Raw genomic sequence first — 25,257 nt, 5'->3', positions numbered from 1 at the left:
CCAGCGGAAAACATGGCGAAATTCGCGACATCTGGGACTTGCTCAGCAGAAACAGCTTGCTCATGAAGGCCTCCTCTATCGGAAGCCTTGAATCAAAACTGCAACTGATCCGCAACCAGTTTAATAGGTCCTGAGCCTAGTGCATCCGGTTTGGTGCCGTCGCGAAGTTGGCTGAAATTGGGGTTGGCGTAGTCTCCGAGTTGTCCAAACTCGAATCATCCGGCGCTGAAAGGCCGGAAGGGAGACCACGCCATGGCAAGGCCGATCGCCTGCCAAGTGTGCCGCCTCGCGCCATGACTAGATTGGGGTCGGCATTGCGCTTACGTATAATCCGCGTTAGTGCCCATGTATGACTTCTCCGAGATCACCCACAATTTGTGCGCTGCGCACTCCTGAGTGCCCAGCCAGTCCATTTCGCTCAATCTCCGCGCGCATCAACGTGGACAGGCGCGTGTCTTGAAGGCATGGAACTTGAGATGAAAGGGACGCAAGAAGTGCTCTATGCCATCAACGCGATATACTTGACGCTGGGGATGCTGGCTTGTATGGCGCTTGCGATTCTTCTGGGCGCGGTCGCTGGCAGCAACCGGGCAGAACGGACGTCTCCCGAAGGCAAGGCGCAGATCTCTGCTCTGCAAGCCTCGCTTCTTGGCATGCTGGCCCTGTTGCTCGGCTTCAGCCTGTCCTTGGCCCTTGGCAGGTATGACAGTCGTTCCGCCGCGGTGTCGACAGAAGCCAATGCTATCGGCACGGCGTGGCTTCGTACCGATCTACTGCCGGAACCGGGCCGGAGCGCGGTACGTTCGGCGCTTGCAGAGTATGTAGCCATCCGAGCGCAAACGGGGTCCGTCACCCTTATAGAGGTCACCACCCTTGCCGAGAAGCGCGAGGAGGCCGACGCGGCATTCGCACGCATCTGGGAGATTGCAAGCGACATCGCGCGCGCAGAACCCAATCCTGCCACGGTTGCCATGACAAATGCGCTGAACGACATGATCGACGCCTTTGGAACGCGCGATGCGGAACTCGACCGTCACGTACCCGAACCGGTGCTATACTTGCTTTTCCTTACCTTAATTTTCCTTGGATGGTTGCTGGGCTTCGCACCGCGAGTGGCCGGAGAGCAGCCATCTCTAACGGTGGTTGCCATGATCGTCCTGATCGTCTCTCTACTGTTTGTTATAATCGATCTCGACCGGCCAAGGCGGGGAATTATCGAAGTCGACCAAACCCCGATGCGCGCGCTTGCTGCTTCGATCTCTGCAGAAATGGAACGCGCGGAATGAAAGGGCCCGGCGACGCGCGGGGGTAGTGGGAGAGAACGAGCCTCGGCGCATACTCAGAGACTTTTGTGGTTGCCACTGTCCCTACCGCAAATCAGATCCGAATGTATTGATGATGGAGCCCGCCAAGGTGTGGAACGGGTTTGATGCGACCTATGGTCTGAACAACTCGGCTCACTGGAGAGTCTTTGCCCAACGAGAGATGTGTTCTGGCGCCGTTGTAATAGTGGGCATAGTACTGCAGCACCTGCCGGAGATGGCGTTCGCCCAGGATCACGACATGATCGAGGCAGTCCCGCCGGATCGAGCCGATGAGACGCTCGCAGGTACCGTTTTGCCATGGGGATCGAGGAGCTGCTGGCCGGTCCCGAATGCCTATTGCCCGCAGCCTGCGTTTAGGGCCTCGCCATAGGCACGGTCCCGGTCACGGATGATATATTGTGGCGCAAGTTCCCAACCCACTGCCTCGGTCACTTGCTGCGCGATCCACTCTGCTGACGGGTGTTCTGTCGTCGATAAGTGCAGGATTCTGCGCCGTTCGTGGCTCATCACCACAAGTCCGTAGAGCAGCTTGAACGAGATCGTCGGAACCACGAACAGATCTATGGCGGCGATGCCGTCTGCGTGATTGCAAAGAAATGTCTTCCATCCCTGGGAGGGTGGTCTTATCCACCGGTTCATATACTTGGCAACGGTTGTCTGTCCAACATCGATGCCGAGTTTGAGCAGTTCACCATGGATGCGAGGTGCGCCCCACAATGAGTTGGCGACACTCATCTCCCGGATGAGGTTCCGGATCTCCAAAGGCACCTTCGGCCGCCCTGCCCTCGATCGGGATTTCCAGCGCCAGAACGCGCGGAACCCTCGCCTGTGCCAACAAATCACCGTCTCGGGTTTCACAATCGACAGGACATTCAGGATGCCGGGCGCCAGGCGATACAACCAAACAAAGAGCAGCCGATCAGAGTTGCCGAAGACCAGCCGTTCAGGTCTCTTCCGACGCAGCACGTTGAGCTGGTGGCGCAGGGCGATGATTTCCGTCTGCAGATCAACTCGCGGTCGGAAGAAATCTGCAATCGCGCCACAGATCAGTCTGAGAATGTCGACCATCGCCCCGAAACATCGCCCAATATTCAACCGTTGGCGAGTCAGATTCGATTTGCGGTAGGCACCCCTGGTTTGCGGACTTCATCAGGGCCAGCGGTCATATGCATCGCGCCAACAGGCCGGACACATGACCGCACCTCGCAAGATCAACAATAGCTCAAATCAATCCTTGCATAAACGGAGCCGTCCACACATGACAGTGCCTGAGAATGTCGACCATGGCCCCGAAACATCGCCAAATATTCAACCCTTGGCGAGTCAGATTCGATTTGCGATAGGGACAGGCATTCGAAAGATCCATGGGACAGTCCGCACGACGAGCCTCACCTTTGAATACCGTTGTTATGTAACCGGCATACATTCCTATTAACAGGCATTACCGCAGCCAGGGTCGCAAAACTATCTACCGAATCACAATGGGGGCGGGCAGACTTCACACCAGAAGGATATCTCCCGCCGCCACTACTCCGGTGGCGAAATGCGCCAACAGGGTGCGGCCACCGGCGCCGGCGCCATTTGCATCGAAACTCAACTCATCGGTTGCGGCGTTGTAAAGGAACACCGGTCTGGATCCTGATGCAGAAGCAGCCTGCTGGAAAACAAGGTCATAACGCGCGGTGAGCCCGAAACCCGAGCGGTCGATTTCGATGATGTCCTCGCCGGTCGCGAAGTCGACGATGATATCGCCACCCTCTGCGGCGGTCTGGAAAACGAAACGATCGACATCGGCGCCGCCGGAGCAGCGGTCGATGCCAGTACCGCCGACGATCCGGTCGCGTCCGTCCTGGCCTGAAAGAGTGTCGGCGCCGCCATTGCCGAAGAGCACGTCGTTGCCATTGCCGCCGAAGCAGGTATTGGCTTGCTTGCCACCCCTGAAGGTATCAGAGAAATCCGAGGCGATGAAGACTTCCACGCTGGTGAAAGTATCGGCGCCGGGGATCGCGGTCATCTGGCCGCCGGTGATCTTGCCATCGAAGAGCGTAGCCGCTGTCGACCCGAATGCAATGGTGATCTTGCCCAAGGCCTGGGAGAGATCGAGCGTATCGTTACCCGTGCCGCCATCGACCTCATCCTGGGTGTTGTCGGCGGTGAGAACGAATACATCGCGGCTGGAACCGCCATCCAGAAAATCCGAACCGGCGCCATCTCTAAGTGTGTCAGCGCCAGCATCGCCGGAGAGGAAATCGTCGCCCCCGCCGCCCGACAAGATGTCGTCGCCGTCTAGTCCGCTGAGCGTGTCGATACCGCCGTTGCCGCGCAATACATCCGTGCCGCGCATTCCCATAACAAAGTCGCGGAGGTTCGAACCGGTATAGTCGAGCCGGGAGATGCCGCGCACGGTGGAACCGTCGCTGGTGAGATAATCCCCTAGTGGCGTATTGGTGCCGATGCGGGTGAAATCGTAAGTGCCAGCGAAACCGGTATTGTCGATTACGAGTTGATCGTTTTGGGTCAGCGATTCGGTCCAGGTGTCCTCGTCGGCCCCGGCCGCCCCGCCGAAGACGAAGAACTTGCCCCTGCCGGGCGTTATGATGTCGGTGCCGAGGCCGCCGATGAGCGTATCGGTATCGAACGAATCGGTACTGCCGTTGAGGCGGTCGTTACCGCCACGCCCGTCGATGGTCACTTCGTAGATGCCGTTGGACGCACCGAGCGAAATTATGTCGCCGCCTTCGCCGAAGACGAAGGCCTCGATGCCGAACAATGTATCGCCAGTGGATTCGGCGCTGCCCGCAACTGTCCATCGCCCTAGCGACGGGCTGCCGCCCGGAGTCAGTATCACGGTTTCGCCAGTGGCCGCGGTATAGAACGCACGATCGAAACCCTGGCCGCCGGAAATGACGTCGCCGCCGTTGCCGCCGATGATATCATCGTCGTCTGCGCCACCCAAGAGCCTGTCGGCACCATTGCCGCCGATAAGGATATCATCGCCCGCGCCACCCTGGATATCGTCAGCGCCGTTGCCACTGCCGCCATCGAGCCGGTTAGCGGAAGAATTGCCGAGGATCACGTCAATGCCTGTGCCGCCCACCGCATCCTCGATCACCGTACCGAAGGCGATCCCCAGATTGTTGTGCAGGCCGGCAATGTCGGAATAGCTGCCTTCGTTTAAGTCGATAAGCTGGGTAGGGCTGCCATTGAAGCCGGACACGTTGAGCACGTCATGCGCCCCGCCGGCATCCCAGATCGTCAGGACCGGCTTTTGCGCCGCAATGAACAGATATACGCTGCGATCGGCGGTGCTGCCGAAGCCGTAGGTAGTATCGCCGGTCCGCGTAGTGGTGTCGATGCCATAGTACTGCTGAATGGCAAGTATGTCGTAAATCATCGGCGTCAGTACGGTGGCGCGCGCCCACGAGTTCGCCGTCGTCCAGCCGGGGCCGAAATTGGAAGCATTGAAATAGGACATGATCGAGAACTGCGCGGTATCGACGTCGAATTCATTGTCCGTGCCATATTGCGGCTGTTCATCGCCCGCGTTGTAGTCGCCGGGGTGTTGCAGGCCAAGGGCATGTCCGAACTCATGCACCGCGGTACGCCACGCACTCATTCCGGCAGTGATCGCCACGTTGGCCAGGAACACATCGGCATCGTCGGGTATCAGTGGAACATGCAGCGTGCTGACGGTGATCCCCGCCGAGGAGGCGGGCAGATTGCTTACTTTGTTGATGATGATATCGGCATCGTCGTCACTGGACCTGAACGTGATCGTGGAGGCGATGAGATCGTCCCAGAGTTCGGCGATCTCATTGAACACCAATAATTCCGTAGCTGCAGTGTTGGTTATGTCGGGATCGAACTGGAACGGCAGCTCTTCAAGAAAGTCGCTAAAGAGGTTGCCAGGGTCGACATCAAGCGAATAAGTAATGTTACTATTGTCCCAGCCTTCGCTGGCGTCATCAACGATCGTGTCAAGCATGCCGTAATTGACGGTGATGGTCATGGCCGGTTTATCCAATTGTTTACGGGGTTAACTCGGGCCAGAGCCCACAACATGAACCCAAACATTCTAAACCGACATCCACCGGATGACCGGCACAATGAGAACCAGCTTTGCGCGAATTGGCATCATTGGCAAGGCTGGACTTGGACAAGTGGCGTCTGTGATCCGCCAAAGCCGTGATGTTTGCTCGTTGCTGGGATGGTGTCAGAACAATCCGAACCAGTCCCAGATTTTCCGAATCCACCCGTCCCTACCGCAAATCAAATCCGAACGTAGTGATGATGGAGTCCGCCGAGCAATGGGATGGGTAGAATACGGCCAGCCGACCGCACGGCGCGGCTGACCGGTGCATCCTTGCCGAGCGAGAGGTGGGTCCGGACCTGATTGTGATAGTGAGCATAGGACTGCAGCACGTGCCGGAGATGGCGTTCGCCAAAGATCACGACATGATCGAGGCAGTCGCGCCGGATCGAGCCGATGAGACGCTCGCAGGTACCGTTTTGCCAGGGGGATTGCGGGGCTATTGAACGGTCCCGAATGCCCATCGCCCGGAGCCTGCGTTTGAAGACCTCGCCATAGGCACCGTCCCGGTCACGGATGATGGAACGTGGTGCGCGGTCCCAACCCACGGCCTCGTTGAGTTGCCGGGCGATCCATGCTGCTGTTGGGTGTGCTGTCGTCGACAAGTGTAGTATCTTGCGCCGGTCGTGGCTCATCACCACAAGTCCGTAGAGCAGCTTGAACAAGATGGTCGGAACCACGAACAGATCCATGGCGACGATGCCGTCTGCGTGGTTCCGAAGAAATGTCTTCCATCCCTGGGACGGGGGTCTTCTCGGCCGGCTCATGTACTTGGCAACGGTTGTCTGACTGACGTCGATGCCGAGTTTGAGCAATTCGCCATGAATTCGGGGCGCGCCCCACAATGGGTTGGCAATGCTCATCTCCCGGATGAGGGTCCGGATTTCCAAGGGGTTTTCGGCCGCCCTGCCCTCGATCGGGATTTCCAGCGCCAGAACGCGCGGAACCCTCGCCTGTGCCAACCGATCACCGTCTCGGGTTTCACAATCGACAGGACATTCAGGTTGCCGGGCGACAAGCGATACAACCCAACAAAGAGCAGAGGATCAGTGTTCCCGAAGACCAGCCGTTCGGGTTTCTTCCGACGCAACACGTTGAGCTGGTGGCGCAAGGCAATCATTTCCGCCTACAGATCGGCACGCGGTCGGAAAAAAATAAGCAATCGCGCCCCAGATCAGCCTGAGAATGTCGGCCATCGCCAGAAAGCATCGCCCAATATCGGCACATTGGCGAGTGAGATTCGATTTGCAGTAGGCAAAAACGGCGTGGCAGGCAACTAATCCTGCTCTCCCAGCCTTATACTGACTAAAGGATGAGATCACCCGATCCGAAGGACGTCAATGTGAAGTTGTCGATGAAGATCGTACCGCCATCCTCCGCACGAAGGTCGATCAACACTCCGCCTGGGCGGTTCGAGGCCAGTGCTCGCACGTCAGCCACGCTGGCGAAATGGAAGGCGCTCAGATCGAGTTTGTCGCGGGTATCTGCAAAATCAGTGATCCGGTCATGCCCGTCCCCACGCCGGAACACAAACACATCACTCGATGCACCCCCACTGAGCGTGTCGTCGCCCCTGCCGCCGTTCAGTGTGTCGAGACCAAAGCCGCCTGAGAGAACGTCATCACCACCGTTGCCAACAAGCCTGTCGTTGCCTGAGTCGCCATAAAACTCGTCGTCACCAGACCCACCAATGATGACATCATTCCCGACATTGCCCGCGACACTGGTTTGAACGCCGTAGCGTCCGTTGAATACGTCGTCTCCGAGCCCGAAAACGATCTGCCCGTCCATTGTCCCGCGGTTGGTGACCTGCGCGCCGGGGCCAAAGTCGACGATCATCGCACCCAGTCCACCTCGCACCATGCCTGTGTTGAGGAACGTCACCGCCGTTTCGCTCCTGACTTCGATCCCGAACTCATGTGCGTCGATGAGGCCGTGATTGGTGAGATTGAGTGTGGCACCTGCCGTGGACACGATACCCGATCCGGAAAGACTGACGATGTCGCCGCTGTTGGTGAGAATGGTCTCGTTTTGGAGACTGACAGCCACGGTGTCCGACTGGATCAACCCGGCATTCGAGATGCGGCCAGGGCCGCTGGATTGGACATCGATGCCAATGCCCATTGTGACGACGCTGCCGGTTGAGCCGATGATGACGATGCCGCCGCTGGAGACGATGCCGCCAAACTCGCTCATCATCACGCCCTGAATGAGAACAGTGGCACTGGTGGTCAGGTTGAGCGCCGGTCCAAACGAACCTCGCTTTATGAAGAAGCCCGCCTGCCCGATCGAGCCGAATTCGCCCGGATCGAGAAACATGTTGCCCCAGAACGTCTCATTGATATGAAAACTGGTCATCGCCGGTCACTCCATTCCTGACTACCTGCATGAGATGGAACGGAAACGATTGCAAGGCCCCGGCCAACAAAGCCTTCATCGTCCGCAAGGCCGATGGGAACGAATAGGCAAATTTTGATATGGCGGCCTGACTGACAGAGAAATCGCCTCGTCCGCCGCACGAGCATACCCTAGTAGCCCGTCCATCCGCCATCCGTGGCGTAGATGCCGCCGGTGAAGTTCGAGGCTTCGCGCAGATTCAGGATACCGGGAGAAGGCTGCTTGCGTTTCGCAGCTATGTGCGCGCGGGTTTGCATACCAACTCGGAGGCGGCCAGCTTTGGGATCTCACCGAGTCCGTCAGCATGGATTTGGGCTATCGCTGGAAGGGCGTCATGCTCGAGAATTACGACGACCTCAACTCGCACAACGTCATGCTTGGATTGCACGTCGGCTTCTAAGGCTCAGATACTTCGTTCCGAGAGTTGGCACTGGTCACATGACCGGTGCCAATTTTTGCTATGGTAGCCGTGCCCACGGAATAGCGACAACAGCCTCGAAAGCCCGACCTTGAAACAGCTAATCTAGGACGTTGACGCTGGGCTCCGCCTAGAGACCGCCATGGCACTCCAAAGTGGCAAGCCGGCTCCGGCGCTGATCGTGGACCAGCGGTGTGCCGCTGGGGCCTTTTTCCGATAGCTCTGCTTCGTGTTTGGCCGGACCGGCCCGTGTCGAGGAAGCGCAGCCAAACCCGCTCGACTTGAAAAGCCCAAGTTCGCCGGCTCCCGCGTCTCATGGGCGCCCACGTTAGGTCGCGCGCGCTCATATGGCAGCCTTTGAAAAGTTCGGGCCAGCGCAACCGGGGAGATTACGCCGGCCCTTTTGACGGCAGCTGGGGGGTGAGCTGCCGGACTTTACATCTTCGGCATGATCACCGCGTCGATCGCGTGAATGACGCCGTTGTTGGCGGCGATATCGGCCTGGATGACCTTGGCGCCATCGACCATCACGCCGTCCATACCGTTCACCTTGATCTCGGAGCCCTGGACGGACTTTACCATGGTTTCCTTACCGATGACGTCAGCGGCCATCACCTTGCCCGCAACAACATGGTAGGTAAGAATCGCCACGAGCTTGTCCTTGTTCTCGGGCTTCAGCAGGTCCTCGACGGTGCCTGCGGGAAGCTTCGCGAAGGCTTCATCTGTCGGCGCGAATACAGTGAATGGGCCAGTTCCCTTGAGGGTGTCGACGAGGCCTGCGGCCTGCACGGCGGCAACCAGCGTCTTGAATTTCCCGGCAGCTACAGCGGTGTCGACGATGTCGGCGGCAACCTTGGTGTCGACGACATCGGCGGCATAGGCCTGACCCGAAATCACGAGGGTCGAGACGGCGATGGCGCCGGCGGCGAAGAGATTTCGGATGGAGCGCATGAGGGATTTCCTATTGTCATAAACGACTGTGCTATAAGTGGGAACTGCGGCCAAGTAGTTCAACACGCGTGTCCTCGACAAATTTTCCGCGATTGGTGATCCATCACAGGTCTGAGATATTCCTCGCCAGATTGATGAACCACCAGAGCCGCAGGGCGCCAGACTGCATGACCGATAAGCCCCCAGGCGATCAGAGTCAGCTCCTCCTTCTAGAATTCCAAAGCTTCCTGCCGCTCTTCATCACGCAAGCGAGCGGCGCCTTTGCGCCAGTGCTCACCATCCGAGAAAGGATCAGACCGATTGATTTCGGGCCGGACTTGGGTGAACTTGTCGCTCAAATCAGTCCTCTCGGGGAATGTCTTCGAAAATGCCGCCACTGGTGAAATTCGTTTTGAAATGGACAATGATTGGTGTGCTGGGCGGATGGGCCGTGACAGTGGCTTTTCTGGTTCTTGATATCGGCGGCATCGGGAGCCTGCTGTGGCGTTCTTCGAGCGCACCGCTGGCGTCGCTGGTGCTTGCATTGTCCGTTGCCTCAACAGCTGGTCCGATTGCGGTTGCCGCCGCCGTTATGCTTCGCAAGGATTTCGGCGGCACAGGTTCGGGGAACTCCCGGCTCGAACAGTGGAAGGCCGGACGCAGTGCCGAACTTGAAGTCGACCGTCCCCTACCCTGACGCCTGGATCAGAGTGTGGTGTCAGACCATTCCGAACCAGTCTCAGATTTCCCGAGCTCGCTCAGCTTCAGGCGGTGCAGACTTGACGCCACTCGGCGAGAGCAACGGTGCGGCTGGCCTTGAAATTGTTCCTGCTGGACAAGCTGCGCTCCAGGTTAGAGTGGTCATGGATTGACGAATGGGCGGCGACAAACATCTGGAGCGATCCCATCTTCCGAAAGCGGAGCATGGCGCGCGCTCGTCGCCGGAAGGATTGATGTGAGTTCTCTGCCCGGTTGTTGAGCCAACGGCCAGTTTCGCCTACGTCATGGATCCCCATATCCTTTAGCGCTGCCCAATAGGCGCGCAGCTTGTCGGTCACGAAGGCATGTGGGGTTCCGTGCCGATTGATGGTTTTCCTGAGGAACTTCAATGCTGCCGTGCGATCTCGCTTCTTGGAGACATAAGCTTCTAGAAACTCACCTTCATGGTCGACGGCCCGCCAGAGACAATGCGTGAGCCATGCACCTCGAGCTCCGAGGGCGGCCTCGGCCCCTTCGCTCTTGTGGCTTGAGAGTTTGTCGAAGATGACAATGTCGCCTGGCTTGAATGCAGGAGCAAACTGGGCTTCGACATCGGCCTCGAAGATCGCCCGGTTCATCGGCGCTTCAATGACCCAGGGTGCGATGAGGCCGTCTCATTTGAAGGCCGGCCACAAAGGTCAGCGTACCCCAATGGCCGAAAGCTGAAGCGGCAGCCCTTGGTATCAGATCCGGCGGCCGAACATGTCGGTCGTCGGCGGCGGCGCCATGCGGGTGCTGGACTTCTGCATCACGGCATGTACGCGCCACTGGAGGGCCTCGTTGGCCACGCGATAGGCCTCTGCCTCCTCCGGCGAGGCCGTGTTCCTGTCGTAACCCAGAAGCGACTTGATGAGACGGGTCATGAGTTCCTCCTGACGCCCTGTTGTGGCGTCCGTTAATGATTGGACAACCACATTAGACGACGAAGGATGGCGTTAATCCATTCTTAACAGCGACTTCAGTGAAAGGGCTGTTAACGGCCGGGAAGGGATTTGAGTTAGGTTTGTCTCAACTCTGGTCAGGCCCCTGGAAGTGAACCGCACCGGAATTGCCGACAACTGCAATCATGCTGGCAAGGGATCGGGGAAGGCGGCACCGCCCACGATCATGCCGTTCAGGACGCAAAGGAGCTCTCCGTTGCGGATTAGGGTTGAAGCGAGGAAGGGAGATTTGCGGGGGACGCCGCTATCGCTACTATGTCTCCAGCCGGCTGATCGAGAAGGGTTCGGATGTTCCGACCGGCTGGCGACTCCCAACCCTGGAGATTGAAGGCGCGGTACTCACGGCACTGGCAGCATGGCTCAGGAGCCCGCAGGAGCTGATGGCCGTAATCGGGAACCACAACCTGGCCGCGCCACACCTGAATCAATCTCTGAACACGGCACGGCAACGTGCTGATTCGATTCAGCATTCAACGTACACGGAACGACGCGCATTGATCGCGATGCTGGTCTCTCGCATCACAATCTCCAGCGGCACCCTGGTACTGCAGATCAGGCGGAGCAAGCTGCTGCAGGCCATGGGTGTCGCGCACGGGCAAGCGGTTAGCACCGACGCGACGAATGAGGAACAGACATCATCGTCCCCTTCACCCTGCGCCGGCGCGGTGTCGAGGCAAGGTTGATCGTGGGCGATGGCCGGAACGACAGACCCTCGGCACCAATTGGACATCACCCGTCACACGCACCGCGACCGCCCGACCTGTAGCGGGCCAAACCCTTGGTTATGGCGGAACAGCAGAGCAATCTGCCGGGGTACGGACTTGCCAAAGTGGTCCGTTTGCGCAAGTCTCAGTCTCATCAGGCTGGCCATCCGGTGGTTGTCAGCTTAGTTTTTCTGAAAGGGCGACAAGATGACAGACACGGGCATAACTTGGCCGTTGAAGAGTCGCGATTTGCACAATCACCACATGAATTCGACTGTGTGGGATGACTTCAAGATGCGTGACGATGACATTGTGTTGGCGACCTACGCAAAGTCCGGCACCACCTGGACGCAGCAAATTTTGGCGCAGTTGATATTCAATGGCAATCCTACGGTTGACACTGCCGTTGCATCTCCTTGGGTCGACCTCCGCATCATGCCGCCCGAGGCGATTTCTGGGCTCGAGCAGCAGCCGCACCGCCGCTTCCTCAAGACCCATTTGCCGCTTGATGCATTGGTCTTTTCACCCAAAGCCAAATACCTCTATGTCGGCCGGGATGGCCGCGATGTGGTGTGGAGCATGTACAATCACCACGCTAACGCCAATCAGACGTGGTACGACGCGCTCAACAACACGCCGGGCCGTGTCGGGCCACCGATCGAACCACCGCCGGCCTCGGTGCATGACTACTATCGCGACTGGATGGCAAAGGACGGGTTCCCATTCTGGTCGTATTGGGAAAACGTACGGACCTGGTGGGACGCCCGCAAACTGCCCAACGTGAAGCTTGTCCATTTTAACGACCTGAAACGCGATCTCCCCGTTTCAATTCGCAATATCGCGGAGTTCCTCGACATTCCGATAGATGAGAAGACCTTTCCGACGATTGTCGAACATTGCACCTTCGACTACATGAAGGATCATGCCGAGACAGTGGCGCCACTTGGTGGAATCCTTTGGGAAGGGGGAGCCAAGACGTTCATCAACAAGGGTACGAACGGCCGCTGGGTCGACACGCTGTCAGCCGAGGAGTGTAAGGCATATGAGATGCGAGCCATCGCGGAGCTCGGTCCGGAATGCGCTGCTTGGCTCTCGGGCAAAGGAGCTTGACCATAAGGGCTGCGGGAATGGTGGAAGCTGGCATCCTGCAGGCGGTGTCAGACGAATCCGTCCCCCGTGAACTATTCCCAACCCCTTGTTTTTTTTGTCTGATTGCGGGCTTCGGAGATTTCGATTTTGCAGGATTGCATGGGGAGGACGGCGGTTTCCTTGCAAATTCATTTTGCGGTTCACCAGTGGCGAGAAGCGTGATTCACTGCTGTCCCTACCGCAAATCAAATCCGAGCGTAATGGTGGTGGAGTCCACCGAGGAGTGAAACGGGCTGGATACGACCGACGGCCTGTACCGCGCGGCCGATCGGTGCATCCTTATCAAGCGAGAGATGAGTTCGGACCTCGTTGTAATACACTGCATAGGAACGGAGGACATGCCTGAGATGCCGTTCGCCAAAGATCACGACGTGGTCGAGGCATTCCCGTCGGATCGAGCCGATGAGCCGTTCGCAATATCCGTTCTGCCAGGGTGAACGCGCAGCGGTTGGCCGGTCCCGGATGCCCATTGCGCGCAATCTGCGCTTAAATACCTCGCCATAGGCGCTGTCACGATCACGGATGATGTATTGTGGCGCGAGTTCCCAACCCACCGCCTCGGTCACCTGCTGCGCGATCCACTCTGCTGACGGATGTTCTGTCGTCGATAAGTGCAGGACTCTGAGCCGGTCGTGGCTCATCACCACAAGTCCGTAGAGCAGCTTGAAAGAGATCGTCGGAACCACGAACAGATCCATGGCGGCGATGCCGTCTGCGTGATTGCGAAGAAATGTCTTCCATCCCTGGGAGGGCGGCCTTCTCCGCCGGTTCATATACTTGGCAACGGTTGTCTGTCCAACTTCGATGCCGAGTTTGAGCAATTCACCGTGGATTCGTGGTGCACCCCACAATGGGTTGGCGACACTCATCTCCCGGATAAGGTTCCGGATTTCGAAAAGCACCTTCGGCCGCCCTGCCCCAGACCTGGACTTCCATCGCCACAACGCGCGAAATCCACGCCTGTGCCAGCCGACCACCGTCTTTGGTTCAACGATCGACAAGGCATTCAGGATACCCGGTGCCAATCGATACAGCCAAACGAAGAAAAATCGATCACGATTGCTGAAGACCAGCCTTTCGGGTTTCATCCGGCGCAACACATTGAGCTGATGGCGCAGGGCAATGATTTCCGCCTCGCGGTCAACCCGCGGCCGGAAAAACCCTGTGATCGCACCCCAGATCAGCCCGAATATGTCCGTCATCGTCGACAAGCATCACGCATTTTCAGTTCACTGGCGAGTCAGATTGAATTTGCGGTAGGGACAGGCCATGCTGAGACACCTTGCCCGGCAACTCACACCAAGAAGATATCTCCAGCAGTCATGTTGACGTTACCGAGAAGCGTCGCGACAATAATCGCGTCAAAACCATCATTGCTCCCATCACGATCAAAGCGCAGGATGCCTGTGTCTGTCTCAAAGAAAAAGCGTGTGCCGGCAGCTTGTGCGACTGCTGATGCGGAAGACTGGAAGCGGCCTGGACCCAGCACGCCCTCTGGCAAGTTCCCAAACGCGGTGCTCAAGAATTCGAACCTGTCATCATTCCCTGCGGCGGCTGACGAAAAACCGGCAATCGTATCACCGAGTTCTGTGAAGCTATTGTAGACGAAGCGGTCTCCACCATCACCTCCGTTCAAGATGTCCTTGCCTTTGCCACCGTACAAACTGTCGTTTCCTTCACCACCGACAAGCCTGTCGTTTCCTTCTCCGCCAATCAATACATCTCTGCCATCAAGGCCGCTGAGCTTGTCGCTGCCGTCATTGCCACGCAGATTGTTTGAACCTGTGTTGCCAGTAATCTTGTCATTTCCGCTTCCACCTAGAGCGTTCTCGATCAATGAGCGCAGGTCGTTGTCGAACAGGAGGGCGTTGAACACGTTGCCACGAGACTTGACTCCGTCCTCGGTGTTGAGAACCGCCAGCTGTGCATTTGAAGTGACTGAAAAACTGCCTGGTGCAAGATTAATCGACACGTTGGTTGAGTAGTTGGCCATGTTGTAAGTATCGACACCATTACCATCCCAAATGGTCAGGAAGACGCGATTGGCGCCGGGCGTACCTTGCCCCACTCCGTTGATGAACATTTCACCTGTCGTCTCGCTCCAGGTGTATGTCGTTCTTCCTGCATTCGAGGTGAAATCTGCTCCATAGAGATACTGAAGTGCCGCAATATCGAACATCATCCAGCTTTGGGCGTAGCCGAAATCCTCGTTCCGATAGTGATCGGTCGGACCACCTATGTTCGACCGATAGGTCATGATGGAAAACTCCATCGAATCGAACTGAGTCGGTAGCGCAGGTATCTCGAAACTCTGGTCCGGAAACGGCTGGACAATATGGCCATGCTTCAGACCGAGCGTGTGGCCCATTTCGTGGATCACAGTGGCGTAAGCGAAATTGCCCTTCTTCGGTGTGTTGTACATTGTCGAATTGAAGAACATGTCACCGTGAGCGAACGGCGGGACAAAGAAATCGTCGGGTGGTGTTCCAACTGCCGTGGTAATGACCCCCGGGATGGGAAGGAAAGTGTTGGGATCGAATATCTGGGTAACGCTGGAGGCCTCTGCGAACCGCAGATTCGCCAGCGAGGGATCGTTTGTAAACACCACGTCAAGACTGACGATGGAGTTGAGTTGCCCTACTGCTTGGGTGGCGGCGGCGCGCTGCTGAGCGTTAAAGGCTTGGAACCCCGTGATCGTCCCAACCTGATAACCCGAGTATTGGCTCGTCTGGGTCGCGAAGCCGTAGGTTAGGCTAGCTGCGTCCCAACGAACTCCCCACAATAAGCCATCGATGAATTGATTGCCGGACATCGCAACAAGTGACACAGGAATACCCTCCCCGAAATGCAGAATTCACCGAAGCTATTCAGCTAGTCCTATCTACCAAATCCCGTCAACACTTCTCTCGTGTCTGATTGGAACAAGACCAGTATCCCAACGTCATCCTGTTCCACTTCGTCTCCGGCAATCGCGCGGCATTCGCCGAAGTCTGCCGCGATGTCTCGCCCGCCGATCTCGCCGGTGACGAGCTCGACTATCGCTGGGCGCGGGACAAGACCGACAAGTCGCTGGAGCTCAACAAATTCTATATCAACGCCCTGTATGTCGCTATGACACGCGCGGTCGACGGGTTGACGCTGGTCGAGACGGATACCCAACACCCCCTCCTCAGATTGCTCGATCTGAAGGAGGGTGCAGAGGTGACCGCGACGGTTGCGGCATCCAGCAAGGACGAATGGGCGCTGGAGGCGCGCAAGCTGGAACTGCAAGGCAAGCAGGAACAGGCCACCGCCATCCGCGAGAAGTTCCTGACCGCCAGGCCAACCCCATGGACCCCGTGGTCGCTTCAGACCCTCCGCGAGTGGCAGCCGAAGGCACTCGACCCCGGCAACCCGTCCGCCAAGACCAAGCAAACGCTCCTCGACTATGCGCTCTGGCACGGTCAGGGCACCTATGTCGAGGCACTCGCCAAGGCCAATTTCGAACCCGCGAAATTGCTGATCCACAACGGAAGGCTGCTGGCGCGCGACACACACTTCTACCGTGAAGGGCGTCTCACAGATCTTCTTGATATCCCCGGCTTCGCCGACGATCCCCGAAATCCCATGGGGCGCGCAACGCGCTCATTGATGGCGATCAGCGAACGCTTTCTGCGGCCCTATCTCGACCGGTCGGTAAAGACGGTGTTGCAGGAATGCGATCTCTACGGTGTCGACCACAAGACCTATTGCGGTGCGACGCCGCTGATGCTCGCCGCACGCGCTGGCAACATCACACTGATCGCGCAGCTACTCGCCCGGGGCGCCAACCCCGAACTGGTTGACGATTACGGACAAACCGCGTGGATGTGTGCGCTCAACCGCGCGATCGACGATCACAGCTTCGCGCGCGCCCATATCCCGGCTATCTTCGAAATACTCGGGCCTGCCACCGTCGACGTCCAGACCGGCGGCAGGCTTGTCAGGCTCGAGCGCGGGCAGGGCGAGTTCTGGCCCCTCAGCCTCATGCTGTCCGGCCTGAAGACGCATTGCGGTGGCCTTGCGGTCCGCAAGCTTGGCGGTCACCGCTACGAACGCGGCTTCTTTGCCGATGCCCTGCTCGAGACGCTCAACTGCCTTCCTGAGCATCTGTGGTCCCAGATCCGCCGCCGCAAGGAATATCTCAACAGCGTCCTGGCGCGCGCAGAAGTCGGATCTACTTACCAGCCGGCCCGAAAGCTCTGGCAGCGGCTCGAGAAAGGTTACTACCTGCCCTCCCCCGACATGAGGTTGCGCCACACGACCGCCACCGGAGAGGCCTGGACCAGCATCGCCGAAGCCATGAATCTCGCTGCGGTGAGTGAGGGCAGCGCACACTGGATGTTCCAACTCTATGGCATCTCGCACCGCAGTTGACTTCGACTGGAAAGCAGACGTGATAGGCGTTCGAGGTGTCCGTCGTCTGCGGAAGGAGTTGAGATGCAACAAAATCAGGATTCTCGTCTATCGTATTGCGTTCGCTCCGAATTGCGGACATGGATGTCGCGGTCGGCCCGGACGCTGGCGCGACCGGGAGCGGCATGTCATGGCAATTGAAGCGGCGAGCGTCCTGTCCGGAACGGTCCCCGCCATTGCCTTCGTGGGCGCCCTCGGCGTGGGATCGCAGTGGCTGGCGTGGCGCTTCCAGCTCCCTGCGATCGTGCTCATGCTGGCGGCGGGGATCATCGCCGGGCCGGTGACGGGAATACTCGATCCGGCGGCGCAATTCGGGACCGTCCTCGAGCCGCTGATCGCCGTGGCCGTCGCGATCATCCTGTTCGAAGGCGGGCTGACGCTCGACCTTAAGAAGCTCGGAGACGCCAGAGCCGGCGTTCTCAGGCTGATCGTGATCGGGGCGCCGCTTGGCTGGTTTCTCTCCTCGATGGCGCTTCGATACGGCGCCGGTCTCAGTTGGGAGTCCTCGGTGGTCTTCGGTGGCATCATGATCGTGACCGGTCCGACGGTGATCGCGCCGCTCCTGCGTCAGGCGCGGCTGCAGCGCAGGCCGGCCGCCCTTCTGCAATGGGAGGCGATCGTGAACGACCCGATCGGTGCCATGGCTGCGGTCATCGCGTTTCAGGTCGTCCTGGCGCTACGCGGAGCGGATGAAGTGAGCTTCGGCGCGATGGTCTTGGGCGTCGTCTTCGCGGCTTTCTTGGGCTATGCAGCCGCGCTCGCAATCGTCCGAATGTTTCGCGACGCACTCGTCCCCGAATACATGAAGGTTCCAGTGCTTTTCGCAGCGGTCCTTGCGGCCTTCTCGCTGGCTGACATCGTCCTCCACGAGAGCGGCCTTCTCGCCGTGACGGTCATGGGGCTGGTCATCGCGAACGCCAACCTGCCCTCCTACGAAGAGCTTCGGCGCTTCAAGGAGCATGCGACGGTCCTTCTGGTGTCCGGCCTCTTCATCCTGCTCGCGGCGTCGCTCGATTTCTCGGCGCTGGCTCAGCTCACTTCGCGCTCGGCATTTTTCGTCCTGGCGGCTGTCCTTCTGGTCCGGCCGCTAACCGTATTAGCATCTTTTGTTGGCACCAACCTTCCCTTGAAGGAGCGCTGCCTCGTGGCGTTCACGGGACCGAGGGGCATCGTCCTGATCGCCGTCGCCGGACTATTCGGTGAGCGGCTTGCGGCGGCAGGTGTTCCGGACGGCGCTCTCGTGGGGCCACTTGCCTTCGCCCTCGTGTTCGGGACGGTCGTGCTCCACGGCTTTAGTCTCAAACCAATGGCGCGTGCGCTCGAGCTGTCTGGAGGGGAGTCGCCTGGTGTCATACTTGTCGGGGGCTCGCGCTTCACGACCGGGTTCGCGGAGGCCCTTCAAAAGACCGGAGTTCCGGTGCTCGTGACCGACCCCAACCACGCCAATCTGCGGCGCGCGCGAACAATTGGCATCCCCACGTTCTACGGGGACATTCTCGGAGAGGCTGCAGAACATTCGGTGGAGTTTCTCGAATATCGAACCGTTCTGGCTGCGTCGGACAATGATGCCTACAACACGCTTGTCGTCGCCGACCTCGGCCCCGAGTTCGGTAGGGACGAGGTCTGGAGGTTGGCAAGACCGACGGAGAACCAATCCCGCCACGCCCTTCCACCCAGCCTTTCGGGGCGCGTGATAGGCGAAGGGCGCACGTTCGACCATTTTGAGTGCCTCATGTCCGAAGGATGGTCGGTTCGCCTGACGCGCATGACCGACGAATTCGATTTCGAGATGTGGCGCGAGCGTTCACCCGACGCACGTCTTCTTGGCGTCCTTCTTTCGACAGGCAAAGTGACCTTCCTGCCGGAAACGCCAAAGGGCGGGCTGCCCGTGAACTCCCGCGTCATTTCGATGGCACCGCCGGAGACCTGACGGGAACCCGAAAGGCAGGCCCAGGGGCTCGAAGAACAAACCGGTGCCCATCCATGACGCGCGCTGTGATGAGATTGTGTTCGCCGAAGCTTTCCGGATTACAAAAAATCCGGGACAACGGGGTTCAGGTCGAATTTCCGCTCTATCGCGCGATAATGCGCATTATGGCAACCCGCGCCGCCAATGGCGATGTGCGCGCCGCCAAGCTCATCCACTACGCCGTCAATGACGCCAGCCGCCGGCAGAAGGCCGAGAACGATGAATGGCGCAACATGGTGGCGCGGAGTAACCGTGATGACAGACAACGGGTTGCAGCGGGGCGAGAGCGGGCTTCAGGTCTATGTGATGTGCGAGATCCCGTCCAACGTGATCCTGGCCGCTGACTTCGCCACGCGCTTCGACGGATTTTCCATCGGCTCCAACGACCTGACACAGTTGACTCTGGGGGTTGACCGCGATTCCAGAGAGTTGGCCTCATTGTTCGACGAGCAGGAAGCGGCGGTGAAGTGGATGATTGGAACCGTCATCACTGAAGCGCACAGGGCCCGAACCAAGATCGGCCTGTGCGGTCAGGCGCCGAGCGATCACCCGGACTTTGCGGCGTTTCTGGTTGAGTGCGGGATCGATTCCAAGTCGGTCAGCCCTGACAGTTTCGTGGCCGTAAAGCGCATCGTGGCCGCGGCGGAAGCGAAGCGCTAGGCGTCAGCGCCGTCCGGCCCAAGGAATGCGGGAAAAATTGCTGGTGCAAATGGTGGTATCACGAAAGACCGCTTTTCCAGGTACCGCAATTGGAGGCAAAGGGCAGTCGAGGCCAGAGGCTCGCTTGTGGACGACAAGGACCCCTCTGTCATCAGGGAGCAGCATAAGTCAGCGTTTCCGCAAGCTTTCCCAGTTGCTCGCCCGGCGCGAGGCCGGGCATCGCCTTGAATTCACTGTCCTGATATGATCCGGATTGGCGCACCCAGGATGGCGCCCAGGGTGCCTGCTGCGGACTGCTGGCGCTGGGCAGTGCTTTGCCCAAGCCCCTTCCCCAGCACCGTGCGAAGTTCAGGCCCGACCGCCGTGAGCTGCGCGAACTTGGCATGATTTGACGCGTCCTCGCCCTCGAGGTTGGTCAGATCGATGACTGTCACCCCGAGATCGGCCAGTTCCTGCGCATTGGTGGCATCGCCCACGCGCACCTGCCCGCCGGCGATGAACTTCGAGAAACCAAGTGCCACGTCATCCTTCGAGATGACGATGTAGACCGGCTTGTCAGGCCGGCCGATCCGCCGCATCTGCGCCTTGAACACATCGAGATCGATATCGGGGGCGGCGAGAAAGACGTTGCCGATCTTGTTCGTATTCTCCAGATCGCCCGAAATCTTGATTTGCCGGAACGCCTCGACCGTCACCCAGTTTCCCATTGAATGGGCAAGGATGTTGACCTCTTCCGCATTGCTCGCGAGAATCAGGCGTAGCGTATGTTCGAGGTCATTCCGCGCCACCGTGGCGCTGTTGTTATCATAGACATATTCCGAGACTTTGCCGCGCGAGGCCCAGGTGAACAGGACGGGCACGGCAACGGCCTTCGAATCGTGAACCACCTGTGCGAAGCGATAGAGGCCTTCAGCGAACATGGTATTGTAACCATGGATGAACAGCAGAACGCGCCGGCTGCCCGGGGGGCGCTGGGCCAATTGAGCGTTCAGGGACTGGATGAAGGCCTGTTCGCTGTCGAGATAGTCCGCATCGCGCACAACGAAGGATTTTTCCGGCTTGCCCGGAGCGCTGGAAGCCAATTCGACCTTGCCGGGCACATGGGTGGGCGGAACTGAGACGGTGATGCTCGCGTAGTCGAGACTGCTGGTCCGCTCGCCATTGAACAGCGTTCCGGGCCGCGTGTCGCGCTGGCGCGTCGTCGCCACCAGGATCGTGTGCTCGGCCGTGATGGAACTGCTCCCGGCGACAGGCGTCAGGTAGCCGTTCTCCGGCCGGCTCGCACAGGCGAACAGCGGCACGGTCACAATCAGCAACATCAGCGCCGATTGAAGCCGGCGCGAGGTTATAACAAGCATATCGGTATCACACGAAGTCGTTGGGACGGCATTGCGAGAGCGGTCCATACAACAGTTTGCCCAACATTGGAAAAAGAAGTGTGAGGACGGCTGGTGTCATGTCTGAACGGCGCCCTCCTGGCAAACAGATTCTTGAGCGTGATGTTGTTGCGAGGCGGACTTGGTGCGGTCATGGCTCCGGCCTTGATGCGCGGCATGTTACGACCGCTGGCCTTGATGGGATTCGCTGGAACCAGTCCCTATCAGACCATCGCGCTTGTCGTGGCGCAGACAATACCTCGGGTTCTCTGGTTCTGGCGGCCCGTCCGCTGTGCTTCACATCATCTCGTCATCGCATTGCCAACCTCTGAATGCCTTGCAACTTTGCTGTCAGTCCGGCAGCTATGCTGCTGCTTCAAGGGGTGCCCGAAACCTGGATTGTAGCTTGTCTCTTTCGCCATGATGGCCCAGGCGGTGCGCGCCATCTTGTTGGCCAAAGCCACTGCCACAAGCTTGAACGGCTTCTTGGCCAGCAACACCCTGGCCCAATCAGCAAGCTGTGATTGCGTCTTGCCCGACTTCATCCGGTAGAGGGCGGCATGGGCACCGACTACCTGCAAGGTGCGCAAATGCCGGTTGCCCATCTTCGAGATGCGTCCCAGCCTGGGCTTGCCGCCGGTCGAGCTTTGTTTTGGCACGAGACCGAGATGAACCGCGAACTCCCGCCCACAGGCGAACCTTTTAGCATCAGGCACGCTGGCGGAGAGGCAAGAGGCGATCAGCGGCCCGATGCCGGGGATGGTCGCCAGATTGACGCTGGTCTTGTCGTTTCGGTGTGCCGCAAGGACCGCCTTGTCGAGCTTGCCAATCTCGGAACCGAGGCTGAGCAGCGCTGCAACCATGGGAGCAAGCGCTGTGCGCATCGCAGGTGGTATCTAACCCAGATTATTCATGAAGGCTCTGATTGTGGGTTGGTGGATGTAGCGTAATTCGTTGATTTAGTGTAGGAATTCGTTGCCGAGATGATTGCCCGAAACCAGAGCAACAAGGGCGACACCCGCCATGGCCGAGGATAGCTTTCTTCCCTTCGATCTTCCAGCCGTTTGCCGCAAGAAAGTGTCCGCGAACTTCGATGGTGGTGCCATTTCGTCTGATGGTGGCCTGCTGCTCCTGCGGGAAGCGGACCGGCGGCTGGGCCTGGGCGCATCGGCCCGTCTCGTTATCGCCGCAATGCTCGAGGGTGACACTCCTTCGGCCCAGCGACTGGCCAGCACAACAATCCGGTTGATCCTGTTCTGGTCTCCACCATCGCCAGGGCTCATGCCTGGTTCGCTCAACTGGCGTCTGGCGATGCAACCAGCATCAATGACATCGCCGATGAGCAAGGTATTCCAGCCAGCGAGATCAGCAGACTGCTTCCCCTCGCCTTCCTCGCGCCCGATATTGTCGAGGCCATCATGGCGGGCCGGCAACCTGCCGAACTGACCGCCAGGCATCTCAAGCGGTTTGACAACCTGCCACTCGACTGGGAACACCAGCGCAAGGCTCTGGGCTTCCCGGCTGTCGCAGGTCGCTAGGCACAGCCGCACCTCACGCCTCTGCACTGTTCACCCTCGATCACACGCCCAATGCTATCCAGAAACGCGATGGTATCAGCCTCCTGCCGCCGATTCCCTGCCATCAGGAGATGATCGATTCCAGAGACCTTCTGGCTCCCGAATTCGCCAACTGAGAAAACCCACCAGATCTGCGCCCATCAACCGTCTCCGCCTCGTCTCACGTCCAGAAGGTCATGGCAAAGACCCCCGAAATGGCCGCAATTCGCAGCCTTCGCGTCAGCGGGAGAGAATTCCACGTGGAGAGGAGACTGCGTGGTGGGCCCACCAGGACTCGAACCTGGAACCAGACGGTTATGAGCCGTCAGCTCTAACCATTGAGCTATGGGCCCCCGCGCGAGGGCATGGCTACATCAATTCGCCGCCGCATGCTATAGGCTCCGGCGCATGACAACTGTCCTCACTCCGGAAGCCGCGGTAGACCGGCTGATCGAACTCCACGCCAAGGCCACAAGCAGCCTGAAGGCCAGCCTGGAGCGCTATTTCGACACCCAGGAATCGCCCACGGACGAGGAGCGCAAAGGCTTCCGCTACCCCGAATTGCGGGTCACCTACGTTGCAAATGGCCTGCAGCCGCGAATCGCGCGGGCCTTCGCCAAGTTCCAGGGGCCGGGGACCTACGCGACGACCGTCACGCATCCCGATCACTTCAGGCGCTACCTGATCGAACAACTGCGCTATCTGGTGCGCGACTATGGCGCCGCGATTGCGGTAGAAAGGTCCGAGCAGGATATCCCCTACCCCTATGTTCTGGAACAGGGCGACGACCTCGGCCCCAACGGTGTGACAGCGGCAGAACTCGCGCTCAGTTTCCCCGCGCCGAAACTGGCCCATGTCGGCGATGAGATTGCTGACGGCCAATGGGACCATCAGGCCGGGCATGTCCTGCCGCTCGCGCTTTTCGATGCCGTCCGGGTGGACTACTCGCTGAAGCGGCTGCAGCACTATACAGGCACCAACTGGCGTCATTTCCAGCCGTGGATCCTGCTCACCAACTACCATCGCTATGTCGACCAGTTCGTGAAGTGGAGCCTGGAGCAGCTGAAGACCGAAAGCCCCTATTCCGTGCTCTACCTGCCGGGCGGAGCCAAAATCACGCGCGGCATGAGTGACGCGGATGCGCTGGGCCTCATTGCCGGTTCACAGTGGCACCGCTACCAGATGCCCGGCTACCATCTGGCGCGCGGTGACGGCCATGGCGGGGTTACTCTCGTCAACATCGGCGTCGGGCCCTCCAACGCCAAGAACATAACCGATCATCTGGCGGTGCTCAGGCCGCATTGCTGGCTCATGGTCGGCCATTGCGGCGGCTTGCGGCAGAGCCAGCGCATCGGTGACTATGTGCTGGCCCATGGCTATCTCCGGCAGGATCGCATCCTCGATGCGCTGGTGCCGCCCGAGATCCCCATCCCGGCGCTGGCGGAAGTCCAGGTGGCGCTGCAAGAGGCGGCGGCACGCGTCACCGGCGAGCGCGGCGATGCCCTGAAGGAGCGCCTGCGCACCGGGACCGTGGTCACTTACGATGACCGCAACTGGGAACTGCGCTGGAGCCAGGAGCGGCGGCGGATCAACCTGTCGCGCGCCATCGCGGTCGACATGGAATCGGGCACGCTGGCGGCGCAGGGCTACAGGTTCCGGGTGCCCTATGGCACGCTCCTCTGCGTGTCCGACAAGCCGCTCCATGGCGAGATCAAGCTGCCGGGTGCCACCAATGCCTTTTATGACAGGGCGGTCGGCGAGCATCTGATGATCGGGCTCGAAACCATCGAGCAGTTGCGCGGAAACATCGGGCAATTGCATTCGCGAAAGCTCAGGAGCTTCGACGAGCCGCCGTTCCGCTGATCACCAGCGGACATCAGCCAGTCACCGCCCCGTCAACACGCCGCCTCAATCGGGCGTCATGACGGTCATCGACCAAGGAGTATCCCATGTTGCGCCGCTCTGTCGCTGCCACCGCCTTCGCCACCCTTCTCGCCGCCACCGTTGTTCCCACCGCCAATGCCGAGGATGCCAAGATGATGCCCAGAGTGATTTCATTGTCCGGCCATGGCGAAGTGAGGATCGTTCCAGACATGGCCTCGGTCAACGCCGGGGTCATGAGCCAGGCCGCCACTGCGGGCGAGGCGCTCACCGCCAACACGGCGGCGATGAATGCCATCTTTGCCGCCTTGAAGGAGGCAGGGATCGAGGCCAAGGACATCCAGACGTCCAATTTCATGGTGCAGCCCCGCTACGACTACAACAACAACAATGGCCAGGCGCCACGGCTGGTTGGTTATGACGTCTCCAACACCGTTTCGGTGACTGTCAGGAAGCTCGACCAGCTGGGCACGTTGCTCGATACGCTGGTCAAGGCCGGATCGAACCAGATCAATGGCGTGTTCTTTCAGGTATCGGAGCCCGAGGCAGCGCTCGACGAGGCCCGCAAGCGCGCCGCCGCCGATGCCACGCGCAAGGCCAATCTCTATGCCGCCACCATGGGCCTCACGCTGGGGCCGGTCGTGTCAATCTCGGAAGGCGGCGGCTAC

24 protein-coding genes, 1 tRNA gene and 1 pseudogene are annotated in these 25,257 nt (G+C 59.2%); 11 read left to right on the top strand and 15 right to left on the bottom strand.

The genetic code is table 11. From position 1 onward, the window contains the following. The first annotated feature begins 464 nt into the window (after window positions 1–464). The gene (locus ACEW8Q_RS08800) at window positions 465–1,286 is read left to right on the top strand and encodes a hypothetical protein (RefSeq protein WP_373503677.1); all 822 of its coding nucleotides are present in this window, start codon (window positions 465–467) and stop codon (window positions 1,284–1,286) included. A gap of 91 nt (window positions 1,287–1,377) precedes the next feature. Here ACEW8Q_RS08800 and ACEW8Q_RS08795 read toward each other — a convergent pair whose 3' ends face one another. The 4 genes from ACEW8Q_RS08795 to ACEW8Q_RS08780 all read right to left on the bottom strand — a co-directional run bounded on the left by ACEW8Q_RS08795 (window position 1,378) and on the right by ACEW8Q_RS08780 (window position 6,305). Further along, entirely contained in the window at window positions 1,378–1,596 is a 219-nt protein-coding gene (locus tag ACEW8Q_RS08795) for a hypothetical protein (protein ID WP_373503678.1), read from the bottom strand. A gap of 62 nt (window positions 1,597–1,658) precedes the next feature. Continuing rightward, window positions 1,659–2,393: a hypothetical protein gene (locus tag ACEW8Q_RS08790; RefSeq protein ID WP_373503676.1), complete on the bottom strand. Its 735-nt coding sequence runs from the start codon at window positions 2,391–2,393 to the stop codon at window positions 1,659–1,661. Between the two features lie 430 nt (window positions 2,394–2,823). Further along, window positions 2,824–5,334 carry a M10 family metallopeptidase C-terminal domain-containing protein gene (locus tag ACEW8Q_RS08785; RefSeq protein ID WP_373503675.1) on the bottom strand — a complete coding sequence of 837 codons (2,511 nt, stop codon included), beginning with the start codon at window positions 5,332–5,334 and terminating at the stop codon, window positions 2,824–2,826. 260 nt (window positions 5,335–5,594) lie between these two features. Beyond that, window positions 5,595–6,305 (bottom strand): integrase core domain-containing protein, encoded by a 711-nt coding sequence (locus ACEW8Q_RS08780; protein WP_373503674.1) that lies wholly within the window; start codon window positions 6,303–6,305, stop codon window positions 5,595–5,597. 114 nt (window positions 6,306–6,419) lie between these two features. On the opposite strand from ACEW8Q_RS08780, the gene ACEW8Q_RS08775 reads away from it, so the two are divergent. Further along, complete coding sequence (locus tag ACEW8Q_RS08775; protein WP_373503673.1) at window positions 6,420–6,695, top strand: hypothetical protein; 276 nt, start codon at window positions 6,420–6,422, stop codon at window positions 6,693–6,695. Between the two features lie 25 nt (window positions 6,696–6,720). Here ACEW8Q_RS08775 and ACEW8Q_RS08770 read toward each other — a convergent pair whose 3' ends face one another. From ACEW8Q_RS08770 to ACEW8Q_RS08760, 3 genes are all read right to left on the bottom strand, one after another. After that, window positions 6,721–7,773, bottom strand: coding sequence for a calcium-binding protein (locus ACEW8Q_RS08770; protein ID WP_373503672.1), 1,053 nt, complete (start codon window positions 7,771–7,773; stop codon window positions 6,721–6,723). A gap of 170 nt (window positions 7,774–7,943) precedes the next feature. Further along, the gene (locus tag ACEW8Q_RS08765) at window positions 7,944–8,069 is read right to left on the bottom strand and encodes a hypothetical protein (RefSeq protein WP_373503671.1); all 126 of its coding nucleotides are present in this window, start codon (window positions 8,067–8,069) and stop codon (window positions 7,944–7,946) included. 596 nt (window positions 8,070–8,665) lie between these two features. Then, window positions 8,666–9,181, bottom strand: a complete 516-nt coding sequence (locus ACEW8Q_RS08760) for a fasciclin domain-containing protein (RefSeq protein WP_373503670.1) — start codon at window positions 9,179–9,181, stop codon at window positions 8,666–8,668. A gap of 367 nt (window positions 9,182–9,548) precedes the next feature. Here ACEW8Q_RS08760 and ACEW8Q_RS08755 point away from each other — a divergent pair, with 367 nt between their 5' ends. Then, window positions 9,549–9,857 (top strand): hypothetical protein, encoded by a 309-nt coding sequence (locus ACEW8Q_RS08755; protein ID WP_373503669.1) that lies wholly within the window; start codon window positions 9,549–9,551, stop codon window positions 9,855–9,857. 67 nt (window positions 9,858–9,924) lie between these two features. Here the strand turns inward: ACEW8Q_RS08755 and ACEW8Q_RS08750 are convergent, their stop codons facing one another. Together ACEW8Q_RS08750 and ACEW8Q_RS08745 are read right to left on the bottom strand one after the other, a co-directional pair. Further along, window positions 9,925–10,497, bottom strand: a complete 573-nt coding sequence (locus tag ACEW8Q_RS08750) for a DDE-type integrase/transposase/recombinase (protein WP_373503668.1) — start codon at window positions 10,495–10,497, stop codon at window positions 9,925–9,927. 105 nt (window positions 10,498–10,602) lie between these two features. Further along, window positions 10,603–10,782 (bottom strand): hypothetical protein, encoded by a 180-nt coding sequence (locus ACEW8Q_RS08745; RefSeq protein WP_373503667.1) that lies wholly within the window; start codon window positions 10,780–10,782, stop codon window positions 10,603–10,605. A 287-nt stretch (window positions 10,783–11,069) separates the two neighbouring features. Between ACEW8Q_RS08745 and ACEW8Q_RS08740 the strand changes: the two genes are divergently transcribed. Together ACEW8Q_RS08740 and ACEW8Q_RS08735 are read left to right on the top strand one after the other, a co-directional pair. Continuing rightward, window positions 11,070–11,543: a hypothetical protein gene (locus ACEW8Q_RS08740; RefSeq protein ID WP_373503666.1), complete on the top strand. Its 474-nt coding sequence runs from the start codon at window positions 11,070–11,072 to the stop codon at window positions 11,541–11,543. Between the two features lie 315 nt (window positions 11,544–11,858). Continuing rightward, window positions 11,859–12,674 (top strand): sulfotransferase domain-containing protein, encoded by an 816-nt coding sequence (locus ACEW8Q_RS08735; protein WP_373503665.1) that lies wholly within the window; start codon window positions 11,859–11,861, stop codon window positions 12,672–12,674. A gap of 224 nt (window positions 12,675–12,898) precedes the next feature. Here ACEW8Q_RS08735 and ACEW8Q_RS08730 read toward each other — a convergent pair whose 3' ends face one another. Beyond that, window positions 12,899–13,915, bottom strand: a complete 1,017-nt coding sequence (locus ACEW8Q_RS08730; RefSeq protein WP_373503664.1) for an integrase core domain-containing protein — start codon at window positions 13,913–13,915, stop codon at window positions 12,899–12,901. A gap of 92 nt (window positions 13,916–14,007) precedes the next feature. Continuing rightward, window positions 14,008–15,540, bottom strand: a complete 1,533-nt coding sequence (locus ACEW8Q_RS08725) for a M10 family metallopeptidase (protein ID WP_373503663.1) — start codon at window positions 15,538–15,540, stop codon at window positions 14,008–14,010. A gap of 89 nt (window positions 15,541–15,629) precedes the next feature. Between ACEW8Q_RS08725 and ACEW8Q_RS08720 the strand changes: the two genes are divergently transcribed. Both ACEW8Q_RS08720 and ACEW8Q_RS08715 read left to right on the top strand, forming a co-directional pair. Beyond that, on the top strand, window positions 15,630–17,108 hold the full coding sequence (locus ACEW8Q_RS08720; RefSeq protein ID WP_373503662.1) for an ankyrin repeat domain-containing protein: 1,479 nt from the start codon (window positions 15,630–15,632) through the stop codon (window positions 17,106–17,108). Between the two features lie 169 nt (window positions 17,109–17,277). Further along, window positions 17,278–19,077 carry a cation:proton antiporter gene (locus ACEW8Q_RS08715; RefSeq protein WP_373503661.1) on the top strand — a complete coding sequence of 600 codons (1,800 nt, stop codon included), beginning with the start codon at window positions 17,278–17,280 and terminating at the stop codon, window positions 19,075–19,077. Between the two features lie 98 nt (window positions 19,078–19,175). Here the strand turns inward: ACEW8Q_RS08715 and ACEW8Q_RS08710 are convergent, their stop codons facing one another. Beyond that, entirely contained in the window at window positions 19,176–19,382 is a 207-nt protein-coding gene (locus ACEW8Q_RS08710) for a hypothetical protein (protein ID WP_373503660.1), read from the bottom strand. Here ACEW8Q_RS08710 and ACEW8Q_RS08705 point away from each other — a divergent pair. Further along, on the top strand, window positions 19,372–19,776 hold the full coding sequence (locus tag ACEW8Q_RS08705; RefSeq protein WP_373503659.1) for a putative PEP-binding protein: 405 nt from the start codon (window positions 19,372–19,374) through the stop codon (window positions 19,774–19,776). The two genes, ACEW8Q_RS08710 and ACEW8Q_RS08705, sit on opposite strands and share 11 nt — an antisense overlap. Before the next feature lie 230 nt (window positions 19,777–20,006). Here the strand turns inward: ACEW8Q_RS08705 and ACEW8Q_RS08700 are convergent, their stop codons facing one another. Both ACEW8Q_RS08700 and ACEW8Q_RS08695 read right to left on the bottom strand, forming a co-directional pair. After that, entirely contained in the window at window positions 20,007–21,134 is a 1,128-nt protein-coding gene (locus ACEW8Q_RS08700; protein ID WP_373503658.1) for an alpha/beta hydrolase, read from the bottom strand. A gap of 320 nt (window positions 21,135–21,454) precedes the next feature. Continuing rightward, window positions 21,455–22,045 (bottom strand): annotated as a pseudogene (locus tag ACEW8Q_RS08695) (IS110 family transposase); the annotation flags it as partial. Between the two features lie 130 nt (window positions 22,046–22,175). Here ACEW8Q_RS08695 and ACEW8Q_RS08690 point away from each other — a divergent pair. Next, a complete protein-coding gene (locus ACEW8Q_RS08690; RefSeq protein WP_373503657.1) occupies window positions 22,176–22,598 on the top strand; it encodes a transposase in 423 nt (140 codons plus the stop codon). A 387-nt stretch (window positions 22,599–22,985) separates the two neighbouring features. Here ACEW8Q_RS08690 and ACEW8Q_RS08685 read toward each other — a convergent pair. After that, window positions 22,986–23,061: transfer RNA gene (locus ACEW8Q_RS08685), tRNA-Ile, on the bottom strand. A gap of 55 nt (window positions 23,062–23,116) precedes the next feature. Here ACEW8Q_RS08685 and ACEW8Q_RS08680 point away from each other — a divergent pair. Both ACEW8Q_RS08680 and ACEW8Q_RS08675 read left to right on the top strand, forming a co-directional pair. Beyond that, window positions 23,117–24,571: an AMP nucleosidase gene (locus tag ACEW8Q_RS08680; protein ID WP_373503656.1), complete on the top strand. Its 1,455-nt coding sequence runs from the start codon at window positions 23,117–23,119 to the stop codon at window positions 24,569–24,571. Between the two features lie 86 nt (window positions 24,572–24,657). After that, window positions 24,658–25,257, top strand: a 600-nt coding sequence (locus ACEW8Q_RS08675) for an SIMPL domain-containing protein (protein ID WP_373503655.1), incomplete at its 3' end; no start/stop codon positions are given.

It is taken from the genome of Aestuariivirga sp. (genome assembly GCF_041738905.1).
Classification (GTDB): domain Bacteria; phylum Pseudomonadota; class Alphaproteobacteria; order Rhizobiales; family Aestuariivirgaceae; genus Aestuariivirga.
This window is presented reverse-complemented; position numbering and strand designations above follow the sequence as displayed.

Bases quoted from the DNA above. Each gene is read 5' to 3' on its own strand.
- ACEW8Q_RS08765 (WP_373503671.1), bottom strand. From the start codon at position 8,069: ATGCAAACCCGCGCGCACATAGCTGCGAAACGCAAGCAGCCTTCTCCC.
- ACEW8Q_RS08800 (WP_373503677.1), top strand. From the start codon at position 465: ATGGAACTTGAGATGAAAGGGACGCAAGAAGTGCTCTATGCCATCAAC.
- ACEW8Q_RS08745 (WP_373503667.1), bottom strand. From the start codon at position 10,782: ATGACCCGTCTCATCAAGTCGCTTCTGGGTTACGACAGGAACACGGCC.
- ACEW8Q_RS08760 (WP_373503670.1), bottom strand. From the start codon at position 9,181: ATGCGCTCCATCCGAAATCTCTTCGCCGCCGGCGCCATCGCCGTCTCG.
- ACEW8Q_RS08700 (WP_373503658.1), bottom strand. From the start codon at position 21,134: ATGCTTGTTATAACCTCGCGCCGGCTTCAATCGGCGCTGATGTTGCTG.
- ACEW8Q_RS08755 (WP_373503669.1), top strand. From the start codon at position 9,549: ATGCCGCCACTGGTGAAATTCGTTTTGAAATGGACAATGATTGGTGTG.
- ACEW8Q_RS08705 (WP_373503659.1), top strand. From the start codon at position 19,372: ATGACAGACAACGGGTTGCAGCGGGGCGAGAGCGGGCTTCAGGTCTAT.
- ACEW8Q_RS08790 (WP_373503676.1), bottom strand. From the start codon at position 2,393: ATGGTCGACATTCTCAGACTGATCTGTGGCGCGATTGCAGATTTCTTC.
- ACEW8Q_RS08730 (WP_373503664.1), bottom strand. From the start codon at position 13,915: ATGACGGACATATTCGGGCTGATCTGGGGTGCGATCACAGGGTTTTTC.
- ACEW8Q_RS08785 (WP_373503675.1), bottom strand. From the start codon at position 5,334: ATGACCATCACCGTCAATTACGGCATGCTTGACACGATCGTTGATGAC.
- ACEW8Q_RS08715 (WP_373503661.1), top strand. From the start codon at position 17,278: ATGGCAATTGAAGCGGCGAGCGTCCTGTCCGGAACGGTCCCCGCCATT.
- ACEW8Q_RS08735 (WP_373503665.1), top strand. From the start codon at position 11,859: ATGCGTGACGATGACATTGTGTTGGCGACCTACGCAAAGTCCGGCACC.
- ACEW8Q_RS08680 (WP_373503656.1), top strand. From the start codon at position 23,117: ATGACAACTGTCCTCACTCCGGAAGCCGCGGTAGACCGGCTGATCGAA.
- ACEW8Q_RS08770 (WP_373503672.1), bottom strand. From the start codon at position 7,773: ATGACCAGTTTTCATATCAATGAGACGTTCTGGGGCAACATGTTTCTC.
- ACEW8Q_RS08690 (WP_373503657.1), top strand. From the start codon at position 22,176: ATGGCCGAGGATAGCTTTCTTCCCTTCGATCTTCCAGCCGTTTGCCGC.
- ACEW8Q_RS08750 (WP_373503668.1), bottom strand. From the start codon at position 10,497: ATGAACCGGGCGATCTTCGAGGCCGATGTCGAAGCCCAGTTTGCTCCT.